The organism is Shewanella sp. SM74, assembly GCF_025653725.1.
Lineage (GTDB): Bacteria > Pseudomonadota > Gammaproteobacteria > Enterobacterales > Shewanellaceae > Shewanella > Shewanella oncorhynchi.
This window is the reverse complement of the sequence record NZ_JAKKRZ010000022.1, coordinates 25758-50273: the sequence shown is the minus strand read 5'-3', so window position 1 is coordinate 50273 and position 24516 is coordinate 25758. Positions and strand designations below refer to the sequence as shown.

Genomic DNA, 24516 nt, shown 5'->3' with positions numbered 1-24516 from the left:
TTATGATTAAAGCCTTTGTTGAAAACGGCCGCTTAGTCAGCCTCGTTATTGCGCTATTACTTGTCGCAGGCTTTGGTGCGATATCGAGCCTACCGCGTACTGAAGATCCCCACATAACTAACCGTTTCGCCTCTGTGATCACCCCTTATCCTGGCGCCTCAGCCGAGCGGGTCGAAGCCTTAGTGACTGAAGTCATTGAAAACCAGCTTAGACGTTTGGAAGAAATTAAGTTGATCCAATCAACCTCTCGACCAGGGATTTCAGTTATACAGTTAGAATTGAAAGACACAGTTAAAGAAACTGCTCCCGTATGGTCTCGAGCACGGGATTTATTGGCCGATACGAAAATTAATTTACCTGAGGGCATACAATCTCCCACACTCGATGATCAAATTGGTTATGCCTACACCGCCATCTTAAGTTTAGTGTGGAATAGTAATACGCCCGTACAAGTCGACATGCTAAACCGCTACGCAAAAGAATTACAGAGTCGGCTCAGGCTGTTATCGGGCACGGATTTTGTCAAACTTTACGGCGCACCGACCGAAGAAATGCTAGTGCAGCTTGATGGTAACAAGATGAGCCTGTTACAGCTCTCTCCTGCGTCCATCGCCCATATTCTCAGCGGCGCCGACAGTAAAATTGCTGCCGGTGAAATCAACAACCGTGAATTTCGCGCCTTAGTTGAAGTCTCCGGCGAGCTTGATTCTTTAACCCGTATTCGCCAAGTGCCGCTTAAAATTGATAGCCAAGGGCAAATTATTCGCCTCGGCGACATAGCCACTGTGATTCGCCAAGCTCAAACCCCAGCGGATAGCATAGCGTTAGTCGATGGTGAACAAGGCGTAATGGTTGCAGTGCGAATGATCGATAATACCCGTGTTGATCTTTGGCAAGCACAAGTCAATAACGTCGTTGACGAACTCAATCGCGAAGTTCCCGCTAATATCCAGATCCAATGGCTATTCGAGCAAAACAGTTACACCAGCGAACGACTTGGCGGGCTAGTGGTTAACCTGCTGCAAGGATTTGTCATCATCTTACTGGTATTACTCCTCACCCTAGGCTTAAGAAACGCCATCATAGTGGCGATTTCATTGCCGCTCACAGCGCTATTTACCTTGGCGTGCATGAAATATATCGGCCTGCCGATACATCAAATGTCGGTGACAGGACTCGTCGTCGCCCTTGGGATCATGGTGGACAATGCGATAGTGATTGTCGATGCCATATCGCAAAGGCGTCAGCAAGGAATGAACCGTTTAGCCGCAGTGAGCGAAACCTTACACCACCTTTGGCTGCCCTTAGCGGGATCGACTATCACCACTATTTTGGCTTTTGCGCCCATAGTACTCATGCCCGGTGCTGCGGGGGAATTTGTCGGTGGCATTGCCATGTCAGTGATGTTTGCGCTGCTGGGCTCTTACGTGATTTCCCATACGTTAATTGCAGGGCTCGCGGGACGTTTTAGTCATGAAGGTAAACAGGATGTCTGGTATCAACACGGGATCAACCTCCCGCTAGTGAGCCAATATTTTCAAGCGAGCCTGAGAATTGCCCTTAAACGCCCTATCGTCAGCGCGCTGCTTATCGGCATTACACCAGTATTAGGTTTTTTCGCCTCGGGTAAGATGACGGAGCAATTCTTTCCGCCATCGGACAGGGACATGTTCCAAATTGAAATCTATCTTGCGCCCCATGTGAGTTTAGAAAACACCTTGAACCAAGTGCAGTTGATGGATAAAAAACTCCACGCAGTCACAGGGATCACTCAAGTCGATTGGGTGGTGGGCGGTAATACGCCCTCATTTTATTACAACCTGACGCAGCGCCAACAAGGGGCGACTAACTATGCACAGGCCATGGTAAAAGTGACTGACTTTGAGCGTGCCAATGAGTTAATCCCCGAATTACAACAGCAATTTGATAGCGCTTTTCCCGAAGCGCAAGTACTAGTACGAAAACTCGAGCAAGGCCCGCCCTTTAATGCGCCAGTGGAGCTAATGATCTTCGGCCCGAATCTAGATACTTTGCGATCATTGGGCGACGACGTTCGTAATATTCTCGCGCAAACGCCGGACGTACTTCACACACGTGCTACCTTAAGTGCCGGTGCACCTAAGCTGTGGCTACAGGTAAATGAAGATGCCAGTCTAATGAGTGGGTTAAGCCTGACGGACATTGCCAAACAGATCCAAATGTCAACCACAGGCGTTATCGGTGGCAGCGTGCTTGAGCAAACAGAATCGTTACCCGTACGAGTTCGCCTTACTGATGACAGTCGCGAGCAGGTGAGCCGCCTTTCTGAAATTCAATTAATGACACCTTCGGGTGAGTCTGTTGCATTATCCGCCCTCGCCCACAACGAAGTGCAAGTGAGCCGCGGCGCCATTCCAAGGCGCAACGGCCAAAGGGTTAATACCATAGAAGCCTACATCGTCAGTGGGGTATTACCTGCTCAAGTACTTAATGATGTTAAAGATAAAGTGGCTCAATTACCGTTGCCATCGGGTTATCGAATTGAAATCGGTGGTGAAAGTGCTAAGCGTAACGAAGCAGTCGGTAATTTACTGTCCAATATGATGTTGGTCGTCACCTTGTTATTAGCCACTGTAGTGCTGTCGTTCAACTCCTTTAGGCTCACGGCGATTATTCTATTGAGCGCGATACAATCGGCAGGACTTGGCCTATTAGCCGTGTTTGTGTTCGGTTATCCCTTTGGATTCCCGGTCATCATAGGACTGCTTGGATTAATGGGACTTGCCATTAACGCTGCGATTGTGATCTTGGCCGAACTAGAAGATATGCCGAGCGCTCGGCTCGGCGATATGGAAACCATAGTCTCTACCGTCAGCAGCTGTGGTCGTCATATCAGCTCAACGACCATTACCACCGTGGGCGGTTTTATTCCGCTCATCATTGCTGGCGGCGGGTTTTGGCCTCCCTTTGCCATTGCTATCGCGGGCGGTACCCTGCTGACGACTTTACTTTCTCTGGTATGGGTTCCAACTATGTATTTGCTGCTGATGAAAACCCGTACGGCAAACACCCCATCCGCGATTCAAGCTCAAATCGCATCATGAACTAGATATTGGTACAGTTTATCTTTAAGGTTTAATCGCTCTAATTTTAACGCTAAAAAGTGCTCATCGGCGGTGGGCACTTTTGTTAACTCCAGCGCCCTAATTTTATTATCGAGTTCATGGTAACGACTAGCCATGGTCGCGAAGACTGTATTATTGACTTTTAAATGCTTAATTTGATCGACAAAATCAGGAAACTCATAAACCAACGCATGATTCTCACCTAGCATATACACTTCTCCTATAATGTGGTTCTAACACTATGAACTCCATTTACCTTAAGCAGCTTAGTCTATACCCTCAGAATACAGCCAGTACTTGGGCATGTTATCTGCTAACATTTCTGCAAAATAAGCCGATGAGTCCAAGTCTAAAACTGCAAAAATATCAACGAAATGAGTTTAAAATTGCAGAAGTTTTAGACCCACATCAAGACTACAAAGTAAAACTTAGGCTACATTGATGTAACCGTTACCTATAGGATCTTACGATGAATTATAAAAATTGGCCTATTGCAAAACAAATTGGCGCCCTCGCGTTTATTCTCACTCTTCTCATCTTTGGCGTATTGAGTACCGTCTCCTATAAAGCCGCTTCAAATGTATTAGAAGATAAAGGTATCAGTGCCATGAAATCTGAAATGCGTGCAGTTTCAGACATGTTAGAGCTGCAGTACGATAGTCTTCTGCAACTTGCGAGACGCAACGCCGATGTTTTTAAGGAAATGTATCCTGGACAATTTAGTCTGCAAAATAAAACTGTCAATGTGATGGGAGTTGGCTCTCCAGCCCTAATGCATGAACAAGAACAAGTGAACTCATCAAAAAGTAAAGTCGATCGTTTTGCTAATCTAACTGGCGGTACCGCTACGGTATTCGTGCGTGATGGCGATGACTTTATGCGAGTTTCGACTTCGCTCAAAAAAGCCGATGGCAGCCGTGCACTAGGTACTTCCCTTGGCAAAACACATCCAGGCTATCAAGTGCTGATCAGCGGTAATGAATACGAAGGTTATGCCAAACTTTTCGGCAAAGACTACATGACAGTCTATCGTCCAGTGAAAGACACACAGGGCAAAGTTATTGGTATCTTATATATTGGCTTCGACATCACCAGTTCCTTAAAACAATTACAAGAAGCAGTTAACAGAATCACCTTAGAAGAAAGTGGCCATTTTCTATTAGTACGCAAAGCAGACAATGTGTTAGTCGCCCATCCTAAGTTCAATGCAGGTGACATCATCACCGAAAGTATGCTTGATGGCTTAAGTGTTGCAAATGCCACCCAAAATGATGCGGAATCCCATTACAGCAATAGTAAAAATGAGCCTATGTTTGCCTATAGCCAAACCGTAACAGGCTGGAATTGGGTGCTAGTGGGTCAAGTCAAGGCAAGTGAGCTTAATGAAGAAAGTATGCAATTGCTCACCATCAACGCTATCGTTGCTATCACTGGGATCGCGCTGATCACAGCGCTATTATCAGTTGTCTTAATTCGCGCACTCAAACCTTTGCATGCCCTCCAAGTGCATATGGAAAATTTAGGCAGTGGCGATTTTAGCCATCACTTAGCGCCATCAGAGCCACAGAGTCAAAACGAAGTAGATCGAATTACGACCAGCGTATCAACTATGTCCTCAGAGCTCAGGCAATTGATTATTGCATTGCAGGATTCAGTCATGAGTCTAGAGCAACAGGCCTCCAAGGCACAGAGTATCGCGAAGCAAAATGGTGAAGAAGCTCAAGCTCTAATGCTACAAACGGATCAAATCGCAACTGCCATCGAAGAAATGTCGACCTCGATCCGTGATGTAGCTAATCATGCCCAAGATGGCGCAGTTCAAAGCCAGCAAGTGGATGCCGCAGCCAAAGAAGGTCAAAACCAACAGACGAAAGTGGTGCAGGATTTACTCAAACTCAGTCAGCAACTCAGCAACAGTCATCAATCGGTTGAAAAAGTCAGCCATGAAAGTGAAGCGATCAGCAAGGTGACCGAAGTCATTAACAGCATTGCCGAGCAAACTAATTTACTCGCATTAAATGCAGCGATTGAAGCGGCGCGCGCAGGCGATCAAGGTCGAGGCTTTGCTGTCGTTGCCGATGAGGTGAGGACTCTCGCCCAGCGGACCCAGTCATCCATTGTAGAAATTGGCCAAACAATTGAAAAGCTGCAAACTCAAGTGAAAAGCACCACAGAACAAATGAGCCAAAGTCATCAATTAGGAATGGAATCTGCAGCACAGGGGGAAGCAACGGGTGAACAACTGAAGGAAATCACCCGTAGGATTGGCGAACTCGCGATTAGCTCACGCAATATTGCCTCGGCTACTGAGCAGCAAAGCAGTGTTGCACAAGAGATAACCCACAATTTGCATCAGATCAGCGAACTCGCTAACGAAGGCGAGCACCGTGCCACTGAAACAGTGCATTCTGCCAATGAACTGTCTTCCTTAGCCGCTGCCTTAAAACGTCAAATAAGCCAGTTTAAGGCCTAACTCAAATACGGACTTAGATAACCTGAGCTCGGGATAAGCAGAGCCGCTGAATAGGCATCTTTTCGGGCCTCTCTGCGTTGCTCTGCCTAACCATAGCTCGCTATGGCGTACGACAGAGCGCCTTGATATGCGCAAAAATCTGCGCATTCAGTCAGGAAATAGATTTTTCGCTTTAAACGAATAATTTTATACCATTGATTTTATTTGTTAAATTTAGATTTTTCGACACTCGTTATCCCGAGTTCAGGTTAGATACAGAGTTAGTGCTTTATCAAACGTTAAATGCTGCCCTAACTGGGCGGCATTTTTTATAACAGCACTACATCAAAACGATAGCAGCCACATTTAAGAAAGGGATTTGGGACTTGGGACTTTTATTTAGGAGCCTGACGTAAAGGAGTAATGGAGAAAATATCTTAAACCACGCGAGCAAGCATCTGCAGAGAGCACAATCAAAAAGCGATGATATCAGTCCTATTCGCTACAGTTACATCAACACTCTGCTGCGAAGTTAACTGCTTGGCCTAATACGATAGCCTAGCTCTGCCTCAAATTTAAATAACCTCAGCCCATCAAAAAATCGCAATAAAAAACCCCGCTGATGCGAGGTTTTTAAATCGAGTTTAGACGTTACTCGGCATCTTCTGCCGATCTGTCCATGTTCTCTGTATTCTCAAGCCACAGGGCATTGATAATCCCGAAAGAACAGGCCAACAAAACCCCTAATATCCACGTAAAATACCACATAGCAGATGCTCCTTAATGCCTAATAGAGTGAGGCTTTGTTATCTTCAATATGCTTACGGCCGATACGACCAAACATCTTGTAGTAAGTCCAGACAGTGTAGCTCAACACTATAGGTACGAAAATCGCTGCAGCAGCAGTCATAACACCTAAGGTCATTTTACTGGCTGTTGCATCCCACATAGTCAAACTGACGTTAGGGTTAAGTGATGATGGCATGACGAATGGGAACATTGCTGCACCGCAAGTCAAAATCACCATAGCCACAGTGAGTGAGCTGAATAGGAACGCAAAACCTGAACGGTTAAAGCGGCTAACCAAAATCACTAGTAGAGGCAATGCCACACCTAAGATAGGGAACAGCATAGTGATGGGGTATTTGTCATAGTTGGCAAGCCAAGCACCCGCTTCAATTGCGACGGTTTTCATGGCTGGGTTAGAAACCGCATTATGGTCCAGTACTGAAGTCACTACATAACCATCAATACCATTGGCTAACCACACACCCGCAGCAGCAAACAACACAGCCACTAACAATGCGAAGAATTGCGTGGCTTTTGCAGCACGAACACGCAGCTCACTGTCAGTCTTCATTTGTAGCCAAGAAGCGCCTTGCATCATAAACATGCTCACGCTCACAAGACCTGCCAGCAAACCGAAAGGATTCAACAGGCCGAACAGACCACCGTGATAAGTCGCACGTAGGAACTCGTCGAATTCAAAAGGCACACCTTGCAACAAGTTACCAAAGGCCACGCCTATGATCAGCGGTGGCACAAAACCACCGGCAAACAAGGCCCAGTCCCACGACTTACGCCACTTTGGATTTTCGATTTTAGAACGATAATCGAATCCGACTGGACGCATGTAGAGGGCAAACAGCACTAACATCATGGCGACATAGAAGCCAGAGAAAGACACTGCATACACCATAGGCCAAGCGGCAAATAACGCACCGCCTGCTGTGATTAACCACACTTGGTTGCCGTCCCAATGGGGAGCAATAGTGTTAACCATGATACGGCGTTCAGTATCGTCTTTGCCTATAATTGGCAGTAACGCACCGACACCCATGTCAAAACCATCAGTAACCGCAAATCCGATGAACAGTACGCCGATCAGAGCCCACCAGATAACTCTTAATATTTCATAATCAAACATAATGAAATCCTCTGCTTAGGCTTCTAGGTTCTCGAAATGATAACGACCAGTTTTCAAACTGCTCGGACCAATGCGGGCAAACTTAAACATCAAGAACATCTCAATCACCAGCAGTACAGTGTAGAACAAGGTGATAGAAAGGATACTGAACCATAAGTCGCTAGTCGTTAAGCTTGACGCAGACATAAAGGTCGGTAGTACCTCAGAAATCGTCCAAGGTTGACGACCATACTCAGCCACAAACCAACCACACTCAATCGCGATCCAAGGCAATGGCAAGCTATAAAGTGCAGCTTTAAGTACCCATTTTTTCTCGGCGATTTGATGACGTGTGCTTTGCCAGAATGCCGCAGCAAATACGAACAACATGATAAAGCCTAGACCTACCATCACACGGAAGCTCCAGAAAATCGGTGCTACGTTCGGGATAGAATCTTTAGCTGCTGCTTTAATTTGCTCTTCAGTCGCATCGACCACTTTGTCTGTGTAGCGTTTCAGTAAGAAACCGTAGCCTAAGTCGACTTTCGCTTCTTCAAAAGCAGCACGTAGTTCAGGTGTTTCTTCACCCGCACGCAGTTTCACTAGCATGGCATAGGCTTTCATACCGTTACGGATACGCACTTCATGCTCAGCAATCAAGTCATGAATACCAGTCACTTCTTCATCCAACGAGCGTGTTGCCACTATACCCATCGCATAAGGAATTTTGACTGCAAAATCTGTTTTCATGGTTTCTTGATTCGGAAAACCGACAGCAGTAAAGGCTGCTGGAGCAGGCTCTGTATGCCACTCAGCTTCAATCGCTGCTAACTTAACGCGCTGTGCTTCACCCACTTTATAGCCAGATTCGTCACCTAACACGATAACCGACAGAATCGCCGCCATACCAAAGCTTGCCGCAATCGCGAATGAGCGACGGGCAAAAGGTAAGTCACGTTTCTTGAGGATGTAATAAGCACTGATCGCCAGTACAAACATGGCACCCGCCACATAACCCGAAGCGACGGTGTGAACAAACTTCACCTGCGCGACAGGGTTAAACACAACCTCAGCGAAGCTGGTCATTTCCATACGCATGGTTTCGTAGTTGAACACTGAACCCACAGGGTTTTGCATCCAACCGTTTGCCACTAAGATCCACAATGCCGACATGTTAGAACCAAAGGCCACTAACCAAGTCACGACTAAATGCTGACGCTTAGTGAAACGATCCCAACCGAAGAAGAACATACCCACGAAGGTAGATTCAAGGAAGAAGGCCATTAAACCTTCAATAGCCAGAGGCGCACCAAAGATGTCCCCTACGTAATGCGAATAGTAAGACCAGTTAGTACCAAACTGGAATTCCATTGCCAAACCTGTGGTAACCCCCAAGGCAAAGTTAATACCAAATAACTTACCCCAGAACTTAGTCATATCTTTATAAATTTGTTTATCTGTCATCACATACAGTGATTCCATGATAGCCAGCAAAAATGCCAACCCCAAAGTCAAGGGAACAAATAGGAAGTGATACATGGCTGTCAGCGCAAACTGCAACCGCGATAGCTCAACAACCTCTTCAACAATCATCGGTGACTCCTTACTTGGTGCGTCCAATTGCTATGACAAAACCCGCGTCAATCACAGCAAGTGCCTTTGTAGGATAGTGAGTTTTCATTTTGTGTTTATATCTGCGACAACAGTATAAACCGTTAAATTTAATCTTTTGCATTAGTTCGAAGCAGCAAGGGCTAAAAAGTACCAATATCTGTTGCATATTGAGACGCGAGTCACACTATCGCAAGTAACTGAGACCGACACCCTACCACTCACTCAATCAAATGATTTCATCGATATAAATATCAGATAGTTAAGATATTTATTCATTTTCATTTGTGGCTATTTTATACCACCTCGCTTTGATGCAAATCAATCAAACTCAGGGGTTTAGGTGGGTTTTGCGGTGAGGCACACACTTCCCCACCAGAGAGGATTGACAATCGATAAAAACAAGAGTAGTGAGCAACCATTAATTGATATAAAGTTATACTTTCACTAACTAGGAAGCAAAAATTAGCTCTAATCATCAAAAAACCAATAAATAAATAATACTGCAACAAATTAACTAAAAAATATTGTCACAAATTTAAGTGATCCATGATTTAAAACCTTTAAAATCAAATATAAATACATATAAATATAAAAAATCACAATAACACACTCTAAAATGCATTAGTTTTAATAATGAATATTTGTATTTTTTCTCGTTTGAGAAGCTAACCTAAGTTGTTTAATATATGTCCTGTGTTAAGGAGACAATTTGGTAGAACTGGTGTCGTAGCCCAGCCAAGACCAACTTCGCGCACATAGGTACTAACTTTTGGTGTGGAGATATCGATATGACTAAATTATTTGAACGTCTGGTTAACAGCTACAAGCGTGTTTTTGTTGAACTTTATACAGCTAATGAGCTGAAATAATCCCCAGAATTACTCGTGAAATTGATTGCATTTATGTGAAGTTTTGTTAGCGCAAAACGGGCCCCCATCTCCCTGAGATTGGGGGCTTTTTCTATATTAAGACCCTAGCATCCCCCAACAACTCCAGAACCCCATAAAACACCACGCCCCGTATCAAATGCGCAACATACCTATTAATAGGTATTTACCGATTAAAGTGGCTATTTTGCCACTTTAGTCCATTAGATTATTTGCAATAAGCGTTAATAATTTAAAATACAATCACTTCCATAAAATGCATTTTATATATAAAAAAAGGAGCGAAATTATCGCTCCTTTTTTACGCTTTCATTAACCTGCTTTTGCCCCTCAACAAAGGCAAAAGCCATTGACTTTAAACGCTTAACCTAAGGTCACTCGTGCATTACGGAACATACGCATCCAAGGGCTATCTTCACCCCAAGCATCCGGATGCCAAGAGTTCGCCACAGTTCTGAACACACGTTCGGGGTGCGGCATCATCAAGGTTACGCGGCCATCGGTGGTACAAATCCCAGTCAAGCCATTTGGCGAGCCGTTCGGGTTTTGTGGATACTGAGTCGCGATATTCCCCTTACCATTGACAAAACGCAGCGCAATCGTGCCTGACGCTTCGGCAATCGCCAGCGCTTCAGGGCTAGCAAACTCAGCCAAACCTTCACCGTGGGATACAGCAATGGGCATACGTGAACCTGCCATACCTTGGAAGAATAACGACGGGCTCTGTTGCACTTCAACTAAGCTAAAACGCGCTTCAAAACGCTCTGAGCGGTTACGCACAAAACGTGGCCAGTGCTCGCTGCCTGGGATAATTTCCTTCAGGTTCGACAGCATTTGACAACCATTACACACGCCAAGGGCGAAACTTGAGTCACGTTCAAAGAAACGAGAAAACTCATCGCGAGCACGCTCATTAAACAAAATCGACTTAGCCCAACCTTCACCCGCACCTAATACGTCACCGTAGGAGAAGCCACCACAGGCCACTAGGCCTTGAAACTCACCTAGGCTGATACGGCCAGATAAAATATCCGACATGTGTACGTCGCGGCTTTCAAATCCGGCACGATCAAAAGCAGCGGCCATTTCTACGTGGGAGTTAACGCCCTGCTCACGCAAAATCGCCATCTTAGGCGCAGCGCCCTTAAGAATATAAGGCGCGGCAACATCAGTGCTTGGATCAAAACTTAAGTTAACGGTTAAGCCTAAATCGGTTTCGTCTTGCTTAAGTTTGAACTCTTCAAGCGCGCACGCTGGGTTATCACGCAGAGCTTGCATACGATACGTGGTTTCTGACCACACAGTACGCAGCGCTACACGGGTATCACTGAAGATTTCACGCGCGCCATCTTTAATAGTGATGCGTTGATCGTCGGCTAGAGTTCCGATCACATGGCAAGGCACGCCAGCGATAGCGAACTGAGCGGCAATTTTCGCAGCATTGTCACGGCTCACTTGCAGTACAGCGCCGAGCTCTTCATTAAAGAGTCGTTCTAAATCAGTGCCCTGCAAGTCTTCTACATCTATGTCTAAACCTGTATTACCAGCAAAAGCCATTTCCACTAAGGTAGTGAATAAACCACCGTCGCTACGGTCGTGGTAAGCGATAACCGACTTCTTAGCCACCAGATTTTGCATGGTTTCGAAGAAACCGCGCAGCAGTGCAGCATCGTCAAGATCCGGCGCAATATCACCCAGCTCACCAAACACTTGAGCTAAACAAGAACCGCCTAAACGATTTTTGCCCGCACCTAAATCCACTAACAGTAAAGACGTTTCGCCTTTATCTGTGCGTAGCTCTGGCGTCACTGTATTGCGAATATCTTGCACCACACCAAAGGCGGTAATGACCAATGACATAGGTGAGGTCACGGTTTTATCCGCGCCATCTTGTTGCCATGCGGTCTTCATCGACATAGAGTCTTTACCGACCGGAATGGTCAGGCAGAGCTCTGGACACAGTTCTTCACCTACGGCTTTCACCGCTTCATAAAGACCCGCATCTTCACCTGGGTGACCCGCGGCAGACATCCAGTTGGCAGAAAGCTTAATACGCTTAAATGAACCGATATCGGCACCAGCGATATTCATGATTGATTCAGCCACAGCCATACGGGCAGAGGCGCCAAAATCAAGCAGTGCCAGCGGTGTACGTTCACCCAGTGACATAGCTTCACCGGCGTAGGTATCAAAGCTTGCCGCAGTCACAGCGCAATCGGCCACAGGCACTTGCCATGGACCCACCATTTGGTCACGGTTCACTAAACCCGTGACTGTGCGATCGCCAATAGTGATAAGGAAGGTTTTATCCGCAACTGTAGGCAAGCTCAGTACGCGTTTAACCGCTTCTTTAACATCAATCTTGTTTTGTTCGAGCGCTGGCGATACGGCTTTGGCCGATACCACATCGCGGCTCATCTTAGGCGCTTTGCCTAATAAGACTTCGAGCGGTAAATCGATAGGATTATTGTCGAAATGGCTATCGCTAAGCGTTAAATGTTTCTCTGCCGTCGCTTCACCCACAACCGCAAAAGGCGCGCGCTCACGCTCACAGATGGCAGTAAATAGTGCGAGGTTTTCAGGGGCAACTGACATCACATAACGCTCTTGTGATTCGTTACACCAGATTTCCAGCGGGCTCATGCCAAGCTCATCCGAAGGCACGTTACGCAGATTGAATAAACCGCCACGCTCGCCGTCATTCACGAGTTCAGGGAAAGCGTTCGACAAACCGCCCGCGCCCACATCGTGGATAAATTGGATCGGGTTTTTATCGCCAAGCTGCCAACAGCGGTCAATCACTTCCTGACAACGACGTTCCATTTCTGGGTTTTCACGTTGCACAGAAGCAAAATCTAAGTCTTCACTCGATTGACCCGATGCCATAGACGAAGCGGCGCCGCCGCCCAGACCTATGTTCATCGCAGGGCCACCGAGCACAATCAGCTTAGCGCCAACAGTAATTTCGCCCTTTTGTACGTGTTCTTCACGAATGTTACCTAAACCACCGGCTAGCATAATAGGCTTGTGGTAACCACGGACTTCAACGCCGTTGTGGCTGCTGACTTCCTGCTCATAGGTACGGAAATAACCGACCAGTGCCGGACGACCAAACTCGTTGTTAAATGCCGCGCCGCCGAGTGGTCCTTCGGTCATGATATCCAGCGCGCTCACGATTCGCTCTGGCTTGCCATAGTTACCTTCCCATGGTTGAACAAAACCTGGGATTTTTAAATTGGATACACTAAAGCCTGTTAAACCCGCTTTAGGTTTAGAACCACGGCCTGTCGCGCCTTCATCACGGATTTCACCACCCGAACCGGTTGCAGCGCCAGGATATGGGCTGATGGCGGTTGGATGGTTGTGGGTTTCCACTTTCATCAGGATGTGCATAGGTTCAGTGTGGTAGTTATATACCCCATCAGGATCGGGGAAGAAACGACCCGCAACCGAACCTTCCATCACAGCAGCGTTATCTTTGTAGGCAGATAACACGTGATCAGGCGTGGTTTCAAAAGTGTTCTTGATCATCTTGAACAATGACTTAGGCTGAACTTCACCGTCAATGGTCCAATCTGCATTAAAAATTTTATGACGACAATGCTCAGAGTTCGCCTGAGCAAACATCATCAATTCGATGTCATGGGGATTACGGCCTAAACGGACGAAGTTCTCGACTAAATAGTCGATTTCATCTTCGGCTAAGGCAAGCCCCAATGCAGTGTTAGCCACTTCAAGTGCGCGGCGACCTTCGGCAAGAATATTGACGCTCTTAAACGGCGCAGGCTCAGTGCGTTTGAACAGCACATCGGCTTTGGTAAAATCATCGAGGATAATTTCAACCATGCGATCGTGCAGCAACGCATTTAAGGCTTGTTGCTGAGGCGCTGTCAGTGCATCTGACTCGACATAATACGCAACGCCTCGCTCCAAACGCTTCACTTTACCAAGGCCACAATTGTGCGCGATGTCAGTAGCTTTTGAAGACCAAGGAGAAATAGTACCGGGGCGAGGAGTGACAAACAGGAGTGAACCTTGGGGGATATGAGCTTCTATCGCAGGTCCATAGGTGAGAATTTTTTCAAGTTGCTGGCGTTCATTTGTGTCGAGCAACTCGCTCAAATCCGCTAAATGGACATACTCAGCATAGATTTGGCGTACCGGAAGCGCCGCGTTTTCGCAGGCCTCCATCAGCTTTTGCACCCTAAACGTCGAGAGTGCAGGGGCTCCGCGGATGATCTCCATCACGTCTATTCACCTTATTATTTATTATTGCAGGGGTCAGAGGTGGCGCTATTATAAGGAAATGTCTGTCACAAATCACCTGCGACCTTACGCAAAACAGTGTTTCCTGTGATATAAAAAGCCCAGTATTGTGTCGACTGCACTTTCCCCCAGAATGATTTTTTTTCGAAATCGCAGACAAACGGATATAATCCCACCAATGTCAGCCAGTTCACCACTAATGCCCCACTGTTAACTCGCTATCTATAATATTGATTTTATTTACTATAAGTACATTTAATGACTCGATTTCTGTTCGCTCTTATCTTAGGTTTCCTACTGACTGCCTGTCAGCAGGTGACCGTGGACGAAACAGAATTCGTGCCAAAAAAATTAACTGAGCTAAGAGTCGGTACACTTTACGGCCCACAGATTTATATGACCTCGGGCCAAGGTGATAGCGGTTTCGATTACGATATGGCGGTATTGTTTGCCGAATACTTAAATGTGCCCTTAAAAATGGTGCCCTACACAAACCGTATCGAGTTGTACGAAGCCCTCAAAAAGAATGAAATCGATATTATTGCTGCAGGCATGACAGAAACACCCACAAGGCGAGAACAGTTCCGCTTAGGTCCACCGCTATACCGGGTGAATCAAGTGTTGGTGTATCGCGAAGGCATGCCAACCCCAAAAGACATCAGTGATTTAAAAGGCAAGATCACCGTTATCGCCGACTCTTCCTTCGTCGAGACCTTGACCCAGTTGCAAAAGCATTATCCAACGCTGGTGTGGGATCAAATTACCGACAAAGACAGTGAAGAGTTGTTGGCTATGATTGCCAACAAAGAAATTGACTACACTATCGCCGACTCCAGCAGCGTACAGATCAACCGTCGCTACCTGCCCGACCTACGCTCAGGCCCTGTGCTAGAAGAAAAACTCGATGTGATCTGGCTATTACCTCCCACTCACAGTGATGAACTTATGAGTAAATTGCTGGCCTTTTGGCACCAAGAGAAGCTTGCCGGTACGCTGGATCATCTCAACGAGAAATACTTTGGTCATGTAAAACGCTTCGATTATATCGATACTCGCGCATTTATCCGTGCCATTGAGACAGTATTGCCGCGTTATCGACAATTATTTGAAACCCATGCAGGCAATTTAGATTGGCGTAAACTGGCAGCAACCAGCTATCAAGAGTCACATTGGAATCCTAATGCCCGCTCGGCCACAGGAGTGCGTGGCATGATGATGTTGACTCAGCCAACCGCCAAAGAGATTGGGATCACCAACCGACTCGATGCCGAAGAAAGTATTCGCGGCGGCGCGGCGTATTTGAACGATATGATCAATCGCCTGCCAGAATCGATCCCCGAGAGTCAACGCATGTGGTTTGCGCTGGCCTCTTACAACATAGGATATGCCCATATTGAAGATGCACGTAAGCTTGCGGAATCGATGGAGTTAAATCCCAATGCTTGGCGAGATTTAAAAAAGGTACTACCGCTACTGCAAAAGCGTAAATATTATCAAAAAACACGTTATGGTTACGCCCGAGGCAGTGAAGCCGTTCATTACGTCGACAGCATCCGTCGCTACTATGACACGTTAGTCTGGGTGGATAATCAGTCGAAACAACCTGACCCCGATGAAGACTCGAGCGATCTTACTGCGGAAGAACCCGTACTTCCTGCGGGAACGTTAAGTCCTGATCAACCTAAATAGCTTAACTCGTTAGCGCTCAGGTGCATGGGCCAAACGACAATCCAACAACTCACTTCTTATATATCAAGTACAGAGTTTTACGCAATTAGAACATCAACATAAAAACATCAAGATGTACGTAGATGTCTTCAACAAGGTCAGATACTAAGCAACAGGCAAGCTGAATTAAGGTTTGCCAACCTAACTCAAATTTGCGATTAAAAACATCGTTTAGTTCAGCTTATCTGACCAGTGCTATTGCTGCACTCCTGTGCAACTGCTACTGTCTTGGGTTATGACCTAAGATAAATCTCTGTAGGGCATCGATAATAACAATTAATGGGGTCAATATGAGAAGAAAAACCATCAACAATACCGTTGCGCGTCGTCGTACTTTGCTAAAAATTCGTCATCGCCGTATTTTAAATCGTCAAAAACTCTTCTTTACTTTTATTCAGTCTCAGGATTAATCCTGTCACGTTAATCGTCACTTACCCAATAGCTTGCTGCGCCTTTTGAGCCTGTTTCAGGGCTTTTTTCTCTTCCCTGCGGCGTTTAAAAAAACGACTCAATTGCGCGCTACAAGCATCGGCCAGCACCCCCGATGTGACTTCAACTTGGTGATTAAACGCCGGATGTCGCAATAAATTCACCACAGTACCCGCTGCACCCGTTTTTTCATCGCGTGCGCCAAATACCACACGAGCAATTCTGCTATGCACCATAGCGCCCGCACACATAGCGCAAGGCTCGAGGGTGACATATAAAGTCGCATCTAAAAGACGATAGTTTTCGACCAAACGCCCCGCTTCCCGCAAACATAAAATTTCCGCATGGGCGCTAGGATCGTGCTGGCTAATGGATAAATTGTAACCCGTCGCAATCTGCTGACCGCCTTTGACCAATACCGCACCTACTGGCACTTCGCCCTCGGCCTCGGCTTTTTCTGCCATCTCCATCGCGACTTGCATCCAATGTTCATCTTGCTGAGATTGTTCGTCTTGTTGCGTTTGCACCACTTACACCTTTATCTCTTTTAGCAAAAAATAAAGCCGGATTATATCAGTCAAGCACAGATATTTCACGGCTGACTCATTAGCCTAAGTTAATCCATCGAACAACAAAAAAGGCGCACTAGGCGCCTTTTAATCGTTAATTCAAATAATTAACTTATTCCCATTCGATAGTCGCTGGCGGCTTGCCAGAGATATCGTAAACCACACGGGAAATGCCATCGACTTCGTTAATGATACGGTTTGATACGCGACCTAAGAAATCATAGGGCAGATGTGCCCAATGGGCTGTCATAAAATCGATTGTTTCCACGGCGCGCAGTGATACAACCCAGTCATATTTACGGCCATCGCCCATAACACCGACTGAGCGTACAGGTAAGAACACAGTAAAGGCTTGGCTGACTTTATTGTATAAGTCGGCTTTATGCAGTTCTTCAATGAAGATAGCATCGGCGCGGCGCAGCAAGTCACAGTATTCTTTTTTCACTTCACCTAATACGCGTACACCAAGACCTGGTCCTGGGAACGGGTGACGATAAAGCATGTTGTATGGCAGGCCTAACTCAAGACCAATTTTACGCACTTCATCTTTGAACAGTTCACGCAGAGGCTCGACTAAACCAAGCGCCATATCGGCTGGCAAACCGCCAACGTTATGGTGAGATTTAATCACATGGGCTTTGCCTGTGGCACTACCGGCAGATTCAATCACGTCTGGATAAATCGTGCCTTGCGCTAACCATTTGGCATTGGCGCATTTTTTCGATTCTTCATCGAAAATTTCCACGAATACGCGGCCGATGATCTTACGCTTAGCTTCTGGATCGGCTTCGCCTTTCATCGCATCGAGGAAACGGTTTTCCGCATCAACATGGATGATATTCAGGCCGAAATGATCGCCAAACATTTCCATCACTTGCTCGGCTTCATTCAAACGCAATAAACCGTTATCAACGAATACGCAGGTCAGTTTTTTACCGATAGCACGGTGTAGCAGCATAGCCACAACCGAAGAATCAACACCGCCCGATAATCCTAAAATCACTTCATCATCACCGATTTGCTTCTTCAAGCGCTCAATCGCATCTTCGATGATAGAGGAAGGTTTCCAGTTCGCCGCACAGCCACAAATATCTAAGGCAAAGTGCGATAACATGCGCATGCCTTGGCGAGTGTGGGTCACTTCTGGGTGGAACTGTACGCCGAAGAATTGCTTCTCTTCGTTTGCCATAGCGGCAAATGGACAAGTGTCCGTTTTAGCGACCGCCACAAACCCTTCAGGAATAGCCGACACTTTATCACCGTGGCTCATCCATACGTCGAGTAAGGGTTTGCCGTCACTGCTAACCGCATCTTCAATGCCTTTGAATAGCAATGAATCTGTCAGCATTTCAATTTGAGCGTAGCCGAATTCACCTTCGCCCACACCTTGGATCACTTTACCGCCCAACTGCTCAGACATAGTCTGCATGCCGTAACAAATGCCCAGTACCGGCACACCTGCGGTAAAGACGTATTCAGGCGCACGCGGCGAGTTTTCAGCCGTAACACTTTCTGGTCCGCCCGCAAGAATAATGCCGTTCGGGGCAAATTCGCGGATTTGGGCTTCTGTTACGTCCCAAGCCCATAATTCACAGTAAACGCCGATTTCACGGATACGACGGGCAATCAGTTGAGTGTACTGGGATCCAAAATCGAGGATCAGTATCTTGTGCTCATGAATATCGCTCATGGGTAACCTTTATCTCATCTATTGTTTTAACATTGCTCAAAGCAGCGACTGCCAGCTTTAAGTATTGGATCATACGTTTTACAAAGAGGCGGCTTACGCCGCCCCTCTTATCAAACGATTAAGAACCTGAACGGTAGTTGGGCGCTTCTTTCGTGATAGTCACATCGTGTACATGGGATTCGCCCATGCCCGCTGAAGTCACTTTCACAAATTGGGCTTTTTCATTCAGCTCTAGAATGGTGGCGCAACCTGTTAATCCCATGCAAGAACGTAGGCCGCCCATATGTTGATGGATGATTTCCTTCAACTTGCCTTTATAAGGCACGCGCGCCTCTACACCTTCGGGGACTAACTTGTCTGCAGCGTTGTCCGATTGAAAATAGCGGTCAGATGAACCTTGAGACATAGCACCTAATGAACCCATACCACGGTAGGATTTATACGCACGGCCTTGATATAACTCAGTTTCACCTGGTGCTTCCTCAGTTCCCGCAAACATTGAGCCCGCCATAATGCAAGATGCACCCGCGGCTAATGCTTTGGCTAAATCGCCAGAGAAACGAATGCCGCCGTCGGCAATCACAGGAATACCTAGGCTCTTCATGGCTGCGGCAGCATCGGATACCGCAGTAATTTGTGGTACGCCAACACCTGTCACGATACGAGTCGTACAGATAGAACCAGGGCCAATACCCACTTTAACTGCGTTAACACCCGCTTCGACTAAGGCTAATGCACCTTCAGCCGTAGCAACGTTACCACCGATAATTTGCAAATCAGGATGTTTAGCGCGAGTTTCACGAATGCGTTGTAAAACGCCTTCGGAATGGCCATGGGAAGAATCGATAAGTAAAACGTCAACACCGGCTTTAACCAGAGCGTCAACACGCTCTTCATTACCAGCGCCCGCACCTACGGCGGCACCAACACGTAAACGGCCTAACTCATCTTTACAGGCATTCGGTTTACGTTCGGCTTTTTCGAAGTCTTTAACTGTGATGAGGCCTTTCAGCTTATAGTTATCATCAACCACAAGAACTTTTTCGATACGATGTGAGTGCATCAATTTTTGCACTTCATCTAATTTAGTGCCTTCGGCAACAGTGACTAAACGCGCTTTAGGCGTCATCACTTCTTCTACCGTTTTGCTCCAATCTGTCACGAAACGTACGTCACGACCAGTGATGATACCGACCAGCTCGTTGGCTTCGTTGACTACGGGATAACCCGCAAAACCATTCTTCAGTGTTAACACTTTCAGATCGGCTAAGGTCGTTGATGGGGTCACAGTCACAGGTTGTTGAACCACGCCCGCTTCGTAAATTTTTACTTTACGAACTTCTTCGGCTTGTTTTTCAATGCTCATGTTTTTATGAATAAAGCCTAAGCCGCCTTCCTGCGCCATCGCGATCGCAAGACGAGCTTCGGTAACTGTGTCCATAGCGGCAGACACAAGTGGGATATTCAATTCAATGGTATTGGTCAGGCGAGTTTTTAGAATGGCGGTATTTGGGAGTACAGTCGAATGCGCAGGAACAAGCAACACATCGTCAAAAGTAAGCGCTTCTTTAATTAAACGTAGCATATGCAACATCTCCCCAGTTGAGTAGGATTTAGAGGTGAAATATTGCGGCGGGATTATACCTTGCATATCGCCACTGGTAAATGGAAAATAGTAAATATCCCCATTTTATTGAGTTATTCGATGCAAGGCACCAAAAACAACATTTATACTGTCTCGCGGCTCAATGGTGAAGTCAGACAAATTCTCGAGGGGCAACTGGGTAAAATCTGGCTCAATGGCGAAATATCCAACTTTTCCTCCCCCAGCTCAGGGCATTGGTATCTCACTTTAAAAGACCACTCTTCGCAGATCCGTTGCGCCATGTTTAAAGGCCGTAACCAGACGGTCAGCTTTAAGCCCATCAATGGTCAGCAAGTGCTGGTCAAAGGCGCGATCAGCGTTTATGAACCCAGAGGCGACTATCAATTATTAATTGAGTCCATGCTGCCCGCTGGGGATGGATTACTCGCCCAGCAGTTCGATGCACTCAAGATGAAGCTAGCCGCAGAAGGATTATTTGCCGCCGACACCAAAAGATTGCTACCGAAGAATATTCAGCGCATTGGCGTTATTACGTCACCTACGGGTGCAGCGATCCGTGATGTGTTACATGTATTGGCAAGGCGCGATCCTTCCATCGAAGTCATTATCTATCCGACCCAAGTTCAGGGCGAAACCGCAGCGCAGAGTATTTGTCAGGCAATCAATATCGCCAACCAACGTTTAGAAGTCGATGTATTATTGCTCACCCGCGGCGGCGGTTCGCTTGAGGATTTATGGTGTTTTAACAGCGAAGCCCTCGCCCACACGATTTATAACAGCGCCCTACCCATTGTCAGCGCCGTCGGCCACGAGGTTGATACGACTATCAGTGATTATGTTGCTGATATCCGCGCCCCAACACCGTCTGCGGGCGCGGAGCTATTATCACAAGACAGTGATAATAAGGCGCAAAAACTCGCCACAGCCTTATCGCGCCTGCAACAAAGCGCGAAACATTATCAGCTTAAACAAGAAAGACGACTTAGTTTGCTAGAGCACAGACTGCAACGCCAAGACCCTAAACGGACTTTGCAGCAGTTCGAACAAAGATTCGATGAGATGCAATTACGACTAGAGTCCGCGCTGTCGAATCGCTTGCATCTGCTCAGCCGCCGTCAGCAGTTGCTCGCAAGCCGCCTTGAACAGCAATCTCCCAAGCATAAACTCGCCATTGAGGGTAACCGCTTAAGTTATCTTGCGAGCCGCTTACAGGATGCATTGCAGGACAAACTCAGCCAAAATGAACAGCGGATAAAATACGCGGCCCATCAACTCGAAACCGTCAGTCCGCTTGCCACTTTAAGCCGTGGTTACAGCATTACCACTGACATCCACAATCAAGTGGTCGACTCTGCTGATAAACTGGCCATAGGTGATAGTTTGCAGACCCGCTTGCGCCATGGACAAGTGATTTCAACCGTCACTCAGATAAAGCCGCTCGAATAAATCTACATGACGCTGAAATCGTCTTAAAACACAAAAGGAACCCTAAGGTTCCTTTTGTTTCAAATGTGTCTGGTAAAAAACACTATTTGGTTTTTCTGTCTTTGATATGGCTTTGTGCGCGCTTGCGGCGGCGCTCTTGGCTCATAGTCAACTTTTCAGTCTTGTTTTCAAATGGGTTATCACCCTCTTGGAAACGCAGCTGGATTGGCGTACCCACCACTTTCAATGAACGACGGAAGTAGTTCATCATGTAACGCTTATACGAGTCAGGCAGTCTACTCACTTGGTTACCGTGAATAACCACGATTGGCGGATTGTAACCACCGGCGTGAGCGTATTTAAGCTTCACACGACGGCCATTCACTAATGGCGGCTGGTGATCGTCCTGCGACATTTGCATAATACGGGTCAGCATAGATGTGCTGACGCGGCGTGTAGCACTGTCGTAAGCTTCTTCAATCGATTCAAATAAATGGCCAACACCAGTACCGTGCAGCGCCGAAATAAAGTGAATACGGGCAAAGTCGATAAAACCAAGACGACGGTCAAGCTCGCTCTTCACGCGATCTTTAATGCCTTGGTCGATACCATCCCACTTGTTGACAGCAATAACCAAAGCGCGACCCGCATTGAGTGCGAAACCTAACAGACCTAAATCTTGTTCGGCGATACCTTCACGGGCATCGATGATAAGCAAAACCACGTTAGCATCTTCAACCGCTTTCAAGGTCTTGATCACTGAGAATTTCTCAATGACTTGATGTACTTTACTGCGGCGACGAACACCCGCAGTATCGATAATCACGTATTCGCGACCTTCACGTTCCATTGGAATGTAAATACTGTCACGGGTCGTACCGGGTTCATCAAATACCACGACACGCTCTTCACCTAGAATACGGTTAGTCAGGGTTGACTTACCGACGTTAGGTTTACCTATGATCGCCAGCTTGATAGGCAAATCTTGCAGACGCTTTTGCTCAGCTTCGGCTTCTTCTTCGGTATATTCACGCTCTTCAGTAACTTCGTCTTCACCTTGACGCACAATGCCCATCGCTTCGGCATAAGGGGTCAGCGCGTATTCGATCATATTGGTCACGCCACGTCCTTGGGACGCCGCCATTTGGTAAACTTCACCTAGACCTAAAGACCAAAACTCGGCACAAGCAGAATCAGCATCAATACCGTCAACTTTGTTAGCAACCACAAAGGTGGTTTTTTCACGGCTACGTAAGTGCTGTGCAATCGACAGATCCGCGGCGGTTAAACCCGCGCGCGCATCGGTCATAAATAAAACGACATCGGCTTCTTCAATGGCAGCAAGGGATTGCTCAGCCATTTTCGTCTCGATCCCTTCTTCAGTGCCATCGATACCGCCGGTATCGACCACAATGAACTCATAGCCGGATAAGAATGCTCGACCATATTTACGGTCACGTGTTAGGCCAGGAAAGTCAGCAACCAGCGCATCACGCGTGCGCGTAAGACGATTAAATAGGGTGGATTTACCGACGTTCGGCCGACCAACAAGGGCCACTACAGGGATCATGATTTTGCCTCTAAAAAACTTTTCAATAAAAAGCCCCCGGAACACACTTCCAGGGGCTCAGCAAGGATAACACTTTTAACTATGGAAGTGTTACAACAGCCAACTTTCCGCTGCGACCTTGAACATAGATTTTATCATCCACCACTAACGGCTGGCTGTATAATCCTGAGCTGTCCACTTGGACACGACCCACAATCGTCCCTGTACTGCGATCGATGAAGTGTAAATAACCTTCGAAATCACCCACAACTAAATAGTCTTTATATACAGCCGGAGATGTCAGAGTGCGGTTAGCTAACTCAGAATTACTCCACAGTTCCAAACCGTTACGTTTATCAACTGAGTAGATACGGCTGTGATCGTCAACTAAGTACAAGCTTAGGCCCGCTGATGCTAACTCGTTAAAGCTAGAATACTTACGTGTCCACACAACTCGACCAGTGCGCAGTTCCATCGACACTAAGTTACCGTTGTAGCTCACCGCATATAAATTGTCGCCAAGGATCAAGGGGGTCATATCCACGTCGGCCATACGCGTAAACTCGTTACCGCCCGTTGGATTGTAAATCGCCTGTTCCCACGCAGCTTGACCATTGTTTTTAATCACAACAGCCACTTTGCCATCGGCGGTACCTATGAAGAAACCACCCGCTTCGTAAGCTGCAGAACCTGTACCGCGCAGGGTCAGATTCGGCAATTGCATTTCATACACCCACAGCTTAGCGCCAGTATCAACGTTAAACGCTTCGAGTGAACCAGAGCTGGTACTGACCACCACGACGTCATCGGCCACAGTGGGAGCAGACAGTAATTCACCGCCCGCAACGACATGCCATAACACTTGACCATCTTCAGCGTTCAGTGCAGCAAGCAGCCCACTTTCACCACCTAAAAAGACTTTATTACGCGCAGCAGTCACACCAGCAGCAATACGCGCACCTTTATTTTTCGCTAAAGCGTTATCACGAAACTCTTCGCTGAAATCTTTAGTCCAAACGCGCTCGCCAGTGGCCTCATCGAAGGCAACCACTTCACCATAACGGTCGGCGGCAAAAATTTTTCCGTAACTAACGGCGGGGGCGAGGCGAGAATAATAATCTCCAACACCATTGCCGACAGAGGTGCTCCAACTCACTTCAGGAAACACTGTCGCCTGAATGGCAGTTAACTCACTTACCGGTTCTTCTTCGACATCGCTCGACGAACAGGCGGATAACATGGCCAGACTTAATCCAGCGGCTAGCAGGTTTTTGCACCAAGACTTCATCAA

Annotated in this window: 14 protein-coding genes; 4 read left to right on the top strand and 10 right to left on the bottom strand. The window is 46.8% G+C overall.

Translation table 11 applies throughout. The features are described 5' to 3' along the window. Positions 1–2 precede the first annotated feature (2 nt). Complete coding sequence (locus L5M49_RS19015; protein ID WP_263266642.1) at positions 3–3083, top strand: efflux RND transporter permease subunit; 3081 nt, start codon at positions 3–5, stop codon at positions 3081–3083. On the opposite strand, the gene L5M49_RS19010 is transcribed toward L5M49_RS19015, so the two are convergent. Further along, a complete protein-coding gene (locus L5M49_RS19010; protein WP_113939445.1) occupies positions 3068–3313 on the bottom strand; it encodes a YdcH family protein in 246 nt (81 codons plus the stop codon). The genes L5M49_RS19015 and L5M49_RS19010 overlap by 16 nt on opposite strands. A 260-nt stretch (positions 3314–3573) precedes the next feature. Between L5M49_RS19010 and L5M49_RS19005 the strand changes: the two genes are divergently transcribed. After that, a complete protein-coding gene (locus tag L5M49_RS19005) occupies positions 3574–5577 on the top strand; it encodes a methyl-accepting chemotaxis protein (RefSeq protein WP_263266641.1) in 2004 nt (667 codons plus the stop codon). 630 nt (positions 5578–6207) lie between these two features. Here the strand turns inward: L5M49_RS19005 and cydX are convergent. The 4 genes from cydX to purL all read right to left on the bottom strand — a co-directional run bounded on the left by cydX (position 6208) and on the right by purL (position 14208). After that, positions 6208–6324 carry a cytochrome bd-I oxidase subunit CydX gene (gene cydX / locus L5M49_RS19000; protein WP_011788717.1) on the bottom strand — a complete coding sequence of 39 codons (117 nt, stop codon included), beginning with the start codon at positions 6322–6324 and terminating at the stop codon, positions 6208–6210. 19 nt (positions 6325–6343) lie between these two features. Beyond that, a complete protein-coding gene (gene cydB, locus L5M49_RS18995; protein ID WP_028761243.1) occupies positions 6344–7483 on the bottom strand; it encodes a cytochrome d ubiquinol oxidase subunit II in 1140 nt (379 codons plus the stop codon). A gap of 15 nt (positions 7484–7498) precedes the next feature. Continuing rightward, complete coding sequence (locus tag L5M49_RS18990) at positions 7499–9055, bottom strand: cytochrome ubiquinol oxidase subunit I (RefSeq protein WP_263266640.1); 1557 nt, start codon at positions 9053–9055, stop codon at positions 7499–7501. 1271 nt (positions 9056–10326) lie between these two features. Then, positions 10327–14208: a phosphoribosylformylglycinamidine synthase gene (gene purL, locus L5M49_RS18985; protein WP_263266656.1), complete on the bottom strand. Its 3882-nt coding sequence runs from the start codon at positions 14206–14208 to the stop codon at positions 10327–10329. A 279-nt stretch (positions 14209–14487) separates the two neighbouring features. Here purL and mltF point away from each other — a divergent pair, with 279 nt between their 5' ends. Beyond that, positions 14488–15918, top strand: coding sequence for a membrane-bound lytic murein transglycosylase MltF (gene mltF, locus L5M49_RS18980; protein ID WP_131523679.1), 1431 nt, complete (start codon positions 14488–14490; stop codon positions 15916–15918). 470 nt (positions 15919–16388) lie between these two features. Here mltF and tadA read toward each other — a convergent pair whose 3' ends face one another. From tadA to guaB, 3 genes are all read right to left on the bottom strand, one after another. Beyond that, a complete protein-coding gene (tadA, locus tag L5M49_RS18975) occupies positions 16389–16913 on the bottom strand; it encodes a tRNA adenosine(34) deaminase TadA (protein WP_411568947.1) in 525 nt (174 codons plus the stop codon). A 154-nt stretch (positions 16914–17067) separates the two neighbouring features. Continuing rightward, positions 17068–18645, bottom strand: a complete 1578-nt coding sequence (gene guaA, locus L5M49_RS18970) for a glutamine-hydrolyzing GMP synthase (RefSeq protein WP_028761248.1) — start codon at positions 18643–18645, stop codon at positions 17068–17070. Positions 18646–18763: 118 nt separating this feature from the next. Further along, entirely contained in the window at positions 18764–20230 is a 1467-nt protein-coding gene (gene guaB / locus L5M49_RS18965; protein ID WP_006085677.1) for an IMP dehydrogenase, read from the bottom strand. Between the two features lie 120 nt (positions 20231–20350). On the opposite strand from guaB, the gene xseA reads away from it, so the two are divergent. Further along, positions 20351–21697 (top strand): exodeoxyribonuclease VII large subunit, encoded by a 1347-nt coding sequence (xseA, locus tag L5M49_RS18960; protein ID WP_263266639.1) that lies wholly within the window; start codon positions 20351–20353, stop codon positions 21695–21697. A gap of 82 nt (positions 21698–21779) precedes the next feature. Here the strand turns inward: xseA and der are convergent, their stop codons facing one another. Both der and bamB read right to left on the bottom strand, forming a co-directional pair. Next, positions 21780–23246 (bottom strand): ribosome biogenesis GTPase Der, encoded by a 1467-nt coding sequence (gene der / locus L5M49_RS18955; RefSeq protein WP_006082478.1) that lies wholly within the window; start codon positions 23244–23246, stop codon positions 21780–21782. Between the two features lie 79 nt (positions 23247–23325). Continuing rightward, a complete protein-coding gene (gene bamB / locus L5M49_RS18950) occupies positions 23326–24513 on the bottom strand; it encodes an outer membrane protein assembly factor BamB (RefSeq protein ID WP_028761250.1) in 1188 nt (395 codons plus the stop codon). Positions 24514–24516: the final 3 nt, after the last annotated feature.